This window comes from Nonomuraea sp. NPDC049784 (genome assembly GCF_040659615.1).
Lineage (GTDB): Bacteria > Actinomycetota > Actinomycetes > Streptosporangiales > Streptosporangiaceae > Nonomuraea.
Genome location: NZ_JBFAMX010000713.1, coordinates 1 through 4,724, shown reverse-complemented (window position 1 = coordinate 4,724; position 4,724 = coordinate 1). Strand labels below are relative to the sequence as shown.

The window sequence follows — 4,724 nt, the reverse complement described above, 5'->3', positions numbered from 1 at the left end:
GGCCGCCGCGCACGGCCTTCGGACTGTCGTGGACCTGCGCGGCCGCTTCGACCCCGCCGACGTCCTGGCCACGTACCGCTGGCAACTCGACCAGTTGTTCCCCCGCTGCACCCACACCCTGCTCGCCGGGCTCCCGCCCACCAGGACCGTGCGGGTGGACGGCGTGCAGTGGCGCGAGCTCGCGCGAGAGACCGAGCGCGTCCGCGACTCCTCCAACCGGGCGATGCGCACGTTCGACCTGAGCCAGGAGCTGCCGACCGCCCAGGACGGCGTCTATCTGCGCTTCCAGGACTCGCTCGGCGACGACGGTTGGGGAGCGTCGGTGGGCTCGGTGAAGGTGACCGCGGACGGGACACAGATCGCGGCGTTCACCCCCGGCACGGACGCCGAGGCCCCCTACCTCTTCGACGGACTCAACTCCGCCATCGGCGGCGACAACAACCGCTTCGCCGACGGCGGCAACTACTTCATCTACCGCTTCACCGCCCCCGCCGGCGCCCGGCAATTGCTCGTCGAGGTGGACCTGTGGAACCAGTACCTGGTCACCGCCGCCACCACCGCCCCCACCCGGGTCGAGCCGTTCCCCTACTTCCGCGACTACGCGGTGGCGACCCGGGCCATGGTCTTCTGGTTGCCGCCCACCGGCGGGACCGGTGAGCTGCTCGACGAGATCTTCGGCCGGGTAGAGCCCGCCACGCCGTACGCGGGCTGGTTCTCCAACGACGTGGCAGGCGAGTGGGGCGGCGTCGACCGGGCCTCCCAGCACGGCGTCGAGGTGGTCCCCGCCGACTACTACATGAACGCCACCGTCCACGCCGGGGTCTCCGCCGAGATCTCCGACCGGGTGCGACCGCGACCGCCGGCCAGGCTGCGCAACCGCGTCTACCTCACGCTCACGATCGGCGAGGGCGACAACATCCAGTACTGCCAGCGCCGGATGCGCGAGATCTGGGACGACCCCAAGCGCGGTGGCGTGCCGGTCAACTGGACGGTCAGCCCGTTGCTGGCCGACATCGGGCCCGCTCTGCTGGCGTACTACCAGCGCACGGCCACCGCCGACGACCTGCTCGTCGCCGGCCCGTCCGGCGCCGGCTACACCTACCCGGGGTCGTGGCCGGCGGCGGCGCTGGCCGCGTACACACAGCTCACCGGCCGTTTCCTGCGCCGCACCGGCATGGATCTCATCTACGGCTACAACCACCGCAAGCCCGAGGGCGACGGCTGGGTGGCCTTCGACGAGCGCATCGCCGCCGCGTACCGGCGCGACACCCCGGTGCGCGGCATCATCCAGTCGTGGGAGACCGGCGACCTGCTGATCGACCCGGCGGGCCTGCCTGTGATCGGGAACTTCTCGCCGCAGGGCAAGGCGCACGAGTACCGGGACACGCTGGTGCGGCGGATCGAGGGATGGGACGGGAGTGAGCCGCTGTTCATCGCCGGCGCGGTCAACGCCTGGAACTGGACGCCGGCCGACATCGCCGAGCTCGCAGGCCTCCTGGCGGACCCGTTCGAGATCGTCCGCGGCGACACATTCTTCGCGCTGTTACGGGAACATCTGTCGGGCGGCCGCGGGGCGTCATAGAAGTCGGCGTCACCGGTCGCCTGTCCGGGTGGGAGCCGGGAACCTGATCCACGGCAGGGCGGGCTCGACGACGAATTCGCCGTCCCGCCCCGCGTGGTCGGTGGTTCAGCGGCCCCGTTTGACCGTGATGTCGGCGACGACGGGGAGGTGGTCGGAGGCCGGGGTGTGCGGGACCTGCGTGGCCCGGATGCCTACCGTGCGGGAGACCGCCACGTAGTCGATGCGCCTGTCGGGCGCCTCGGCCGGGTAGGTCAGGTCGGGCTTCCCCGCCATGGCGTCGGTCAGCTCGCCCCACAGCGGGGCGAGCTCGGGCGCGTCGGGGCGGGCGTTGAAGTCGCCGAGCAGGACTTGCGGGTCCAGGCCTCCGCGCTCGGCCATGATCTTGAGGGTGTCGGCCACCTGGAGCTGCCGGACCGCCGGATCCTGGCGGTAGTCCAGGTGGGTGCCGTACACGTGCACGTGGGCTCCCTTGGCGTTGACCACGACCTCGGGGAAGCCCGGCGCGGGCTCGGGCGCCGGGTTCGGCGTCTGGGTCGACAACCGGGTGATCGAGTGGTTCTCCGCGTACAGGATCGGATATCTGGTCAGGATCGCGTTGCCGTACTGCCTGCGAGGTTTGCCGTCCGCCGGCGGGTCGAGATCGTAGATCGGGCCGAAGAAGACCCGCATGCCCAGGGCGGTGGCGAGCTCCGAGGCCAGGTCTCGCCACTCGCTGCGGGCGTCCCAGTGGACGTCCACCTCCTGCAGGGCGATGACGTCGGCGTTCAGCGCGCGCATCGCCTCCACCTGCCGGGCGAGGTCGAAGCGGCCGTTCTGCCCGGCGCCCGCGTGGATGTTGTACGTGGCCACCCGGAGCCGCACGTCCCGGCCGTTCGCGTCCGCCATCGCGGGCGGTGCGCTCAGTGTGGCTGCGACAGCCGTGGCCACCAGTGCGGCGGTGAAGAAGGTTCGTCTCATCGCTTTTCGTCCTCGTTCGCTGTGCGGGCGGTCAGTGCGAAGATCTTGATGTTGGGCACCGCGGGGCTGGCGAACGAGACCGCCTCCCGGGCCACGTCGGCGGGTACCGACACCCGCCAGACGCTCACCTTGCGGCCGTCGGCGGTGTTGTTGATGTTGTAGCGGGTGTCGGCCGTGATCGCCACCTCCTCGCCGAAGTGGGGTGACGGGCTCGCCCAGTCGGTCACCTTGAGCGGAGCCGTGGAGGTCGTGCCGTCCGCGTAGGTGATCGTGAGCTCGGTCTGCTGGTCGCCGTTCACGGCCGTGACCAGCAGGTCGAGGGCCTGGTAGCGGCCCGGCGTGAGGTAGGTGCGCTGGCCGCGCAGGCTGTGGAAGTTGCCCGCCGTGCCCTTGGTCTCCGGGATCAGGTAGGCGCCGCCCGACACAGTGCGCATGCCCGGCTCGGGCAGTTGTTCGGCGGGGAAGCTCCAGCCCTTGCCGTCGAGAGCACGTGGGAACTGAGGCAGGCGTACGCGGGAGTGCTTCGGTCAAAGCCTGGCGGCGATGATCGGCGCCAGGCGATCGGCGATGACCACATGGCCGCTGTCGTTCGGGTGGACATTGTCGGACATGTTCGCGCTGGTCAGCCAGCCCTCGGTGGGGACGTAGGAGACGTTGGCGTCGTCCGCGTCTGTGTGGCGTACCGCCTGGTGAAGGTCTCCAGCGCGAAGATCGCCGCCGCCCGTACCTCCTGCAGCAGGTGGGTGTAGGACGCCTGGAAGGTGGTGGTGCTCACGCCGTGCCCCACGTCGTTGGTGCCCAGGTTGATCACGACGGCGTTGGCCTGGTAGCGGAAAATTTCATCCTGGCTCGGAGGGGCCGGGCGGCGGAGGCGTGAGGCCCTTCTTGGCATGCCGGAAGGGTGACGAATGCCACCACATCTCCCTGAGCGCGGTCATCCGGTCTGGGTCTATCTTTGTACTGACTGGTCAGTATAAAGATGGAGAGTCGTGTTGATCATCGCGGAAGGGCTGGCGGTGGAGGGCGTGTACCCGGAGGTCTCGTTGAAGGCCGGGGCCGGCACGCTCACGGTGGTCGCGGGTTCGGCGGGAAGCGGGCGGACGAGCCTGCTGTTGACGCTGGCCGGGCGGATGAAGCCCACGAAAGGCACCCTGAACGTCGCCGGGCACGTCAGGCGCCGCGCCATCCGCAAAGCCGTGGCCTTGGCGCTGGTCGACGGGGTGACGGATCTGGACCGCTCGCTGACGGTCGGGGAGCACCTGCGGGAGCGGCGCCGCCGGCCGTACCAGGAGGTTCTGGAGCGGGTCGGGCTGGCGGGCCAGGAGCGGGTGCTGGTGCGGGAACTGGACCGAGAGCGACAGGTGCGGCTGGGCGTCGCGCTGGCGCTGCTGGACGAGCCGGAGATGATCGTCGCTGACAACGTGGATGCGGGTCTGCCGGCCGACCGGCAGCAGGCGCTGTGGAACCTGCTGCGCGACCTCGACCACACGGTGGTGGCCGCCTGCGTGGCGCCGCCCGCCCGCTTCGACCAGCTCGTGGAGCTGTCGTGAAGGGCCTGTTGCGGTCGCGGCTGACACGGGCGGCGCTGGCGGCGGTGGTGGTGCTGCCGCTCCTGTACGCGGGACTGTATTTGTGGTCGTTCTGGGACCCGCAGGGCAATCTGGCCCAGGTGCCGGTCGCGCTGGTCGTCGAGGACCAACCGGCCCAAGCCGCGGGGAAGACTCTGCACGCGGGCCGCGACCTGGCCGACGAACTGCTGAAGCGCGACGTGCTCGGCTGGCACGAGACCACCGCGCAGGAAGCGGCCGACGGGGTCGCGGACGGCACCTTCTACCTGTCGCTGAGCGTGCCCACCGATTTCAGCGCCAAGCTGGCCTCGCCCGCCGACAACGATGCCGTCCCCAGTCCGGCGCGGCTCGGCCTTCGCGTGGACACGGGCCGCAGCTACATCATGGGCAGCATCTCGGACGCGGTGTTCAACGAGGTGCGGGCGGCGGCAGAGCGCACGGCGATCCGCGACTACTTCGACAACGTCTTCGTCTCGATCGGCGACATCCACGACAAGACGACGGAGGCCGCCGAGGGCGCGGACAAGCTGCACGACGGCGCCGTGCGACTCGGTGACGGCGTCTCCCGGCTCAGCAGCGGCCTGGGCGCGGCAGAGAACGGCGCTCGGCAGCTCTCC

Annotated in this window: 6 protein-coding genes; 3 read left to right on the top strand and 3 right to left on the bottom strand. The window is 70.4% G+C overall.

The genetic code is table 11. The features are described 5' to 3' along the window. Positions 1–1,582, top strand: a 1,582-nt coding sequence (locus tag AB0J09_RS56575) for a hypothetical protein (RefSeq protein ID WP_360710937.1), incomplete at its 5' end; no start/stop codon positions are given. A 105-nt stretch (positions 1,583–1,687) separates the two neighbouring features. Here AB0J09_RS56575 and AB0J09_RS56570 read toward each other — a convergent pair. From AB0J09_RS56570 to AB0J09_RS56560, 3 genes are all read right to left on the bottom strand, one after another. Beyond that, positions 1,688–2,539: an endonuclease/exonuclease/phosphatase family protein gene (locus AB0J09_RS56570; RefSeq protein ID WP_360710934.1), complete on the bottom strand. Its 852-nt coding sequence runs from the start codon at positions 2,537–2,539 to the stop codon at positions 1,688–1,690. Next, positions 2,536–2,973 (bottom strand): hypothetical protein, encoded by a 438-nt coding sequence (locus tag AB0J09_RS56565; RefSeq protein WP_360710931.1) that lies wholly within the window; start codon positions 2,971–2,973, stop codon positions 2,536–2,538. The genes AB0J09_RS56570 and AB0J09_RS56565 overlap by 4 nt, the downstream gene beginning before the upstream one ends. 188 nt (positions 2,974–3,161) lie before the next feature. Then, positions 3,162–3,431 (bottom strand): SGNH/GDSL hydrolase family protein, encoded by a 270-nt coding sequence (locus AB0J09_RS56560; protein WP_360710928.1) that lies wholly within the window; start codon positions 3,429–3,431, stop codon positions 3,162–3,164. Between the two features lie 97 nt (positions 3,432–3,528). Here AB0J09_RS56560 and AB0J09_RS56555 point away from each other — a divergent pair, with 97 nt between their 5' ends. Both AB0J09_RS56555 and AB0J09_RS56550 read left to right on the top strand, forming a co-directional pair. Beyond that, positions 3,529–4,089 carry an ATP-binding cassette domain-containing protein gene (locus AB0J09_RS56555; RefSeq protein WP_360710925.1) on the top strand — a complete coding sequence of 187 codons (561 nt, stop codon included), beginning with the start codon at positions 3,529–3,531 and terminating at the stop codon, positions 4,087–4,089. After that, a partial coding sequence (locus tag AB0J09_RS56550; protein WP_360710922.1) for a YhgE/Pip domain-containing protein occupies positions 4,086–4,724 on the top strand: 639 nt, incomplete at its 3' end. The genes AB0J09_RS56555 and AB0J09_RS56550, both read left to right, overlap by 4 nt.

Excerpts from the sequence above, each read along its gene's own strand:
- AB0J09_RS56560 (WP_360710928.1), bottom strand. The coding sequence starts at position 3,431 with ATGCCAAGAAGGGCCTCACGCCTCCGCCGCCCGGCCCCTCCGAGCCAG.
- AB0J09_RS56565 (WP_360710931.1), bottom strand. The coding sequence starts at position 2,973 with ATGCGCACTGTGTCGGGCGGCGCCTACCTGATCCCGGAGACCAAGGGC.
- AB0J09_RS56570 (WP_360710934.1), bottom strand. The coding sequence starts at position 2,539 with ATGAGACGAACCTTCTTCACCGCCGCACTGGTGGCCACGGCTGTCGCA.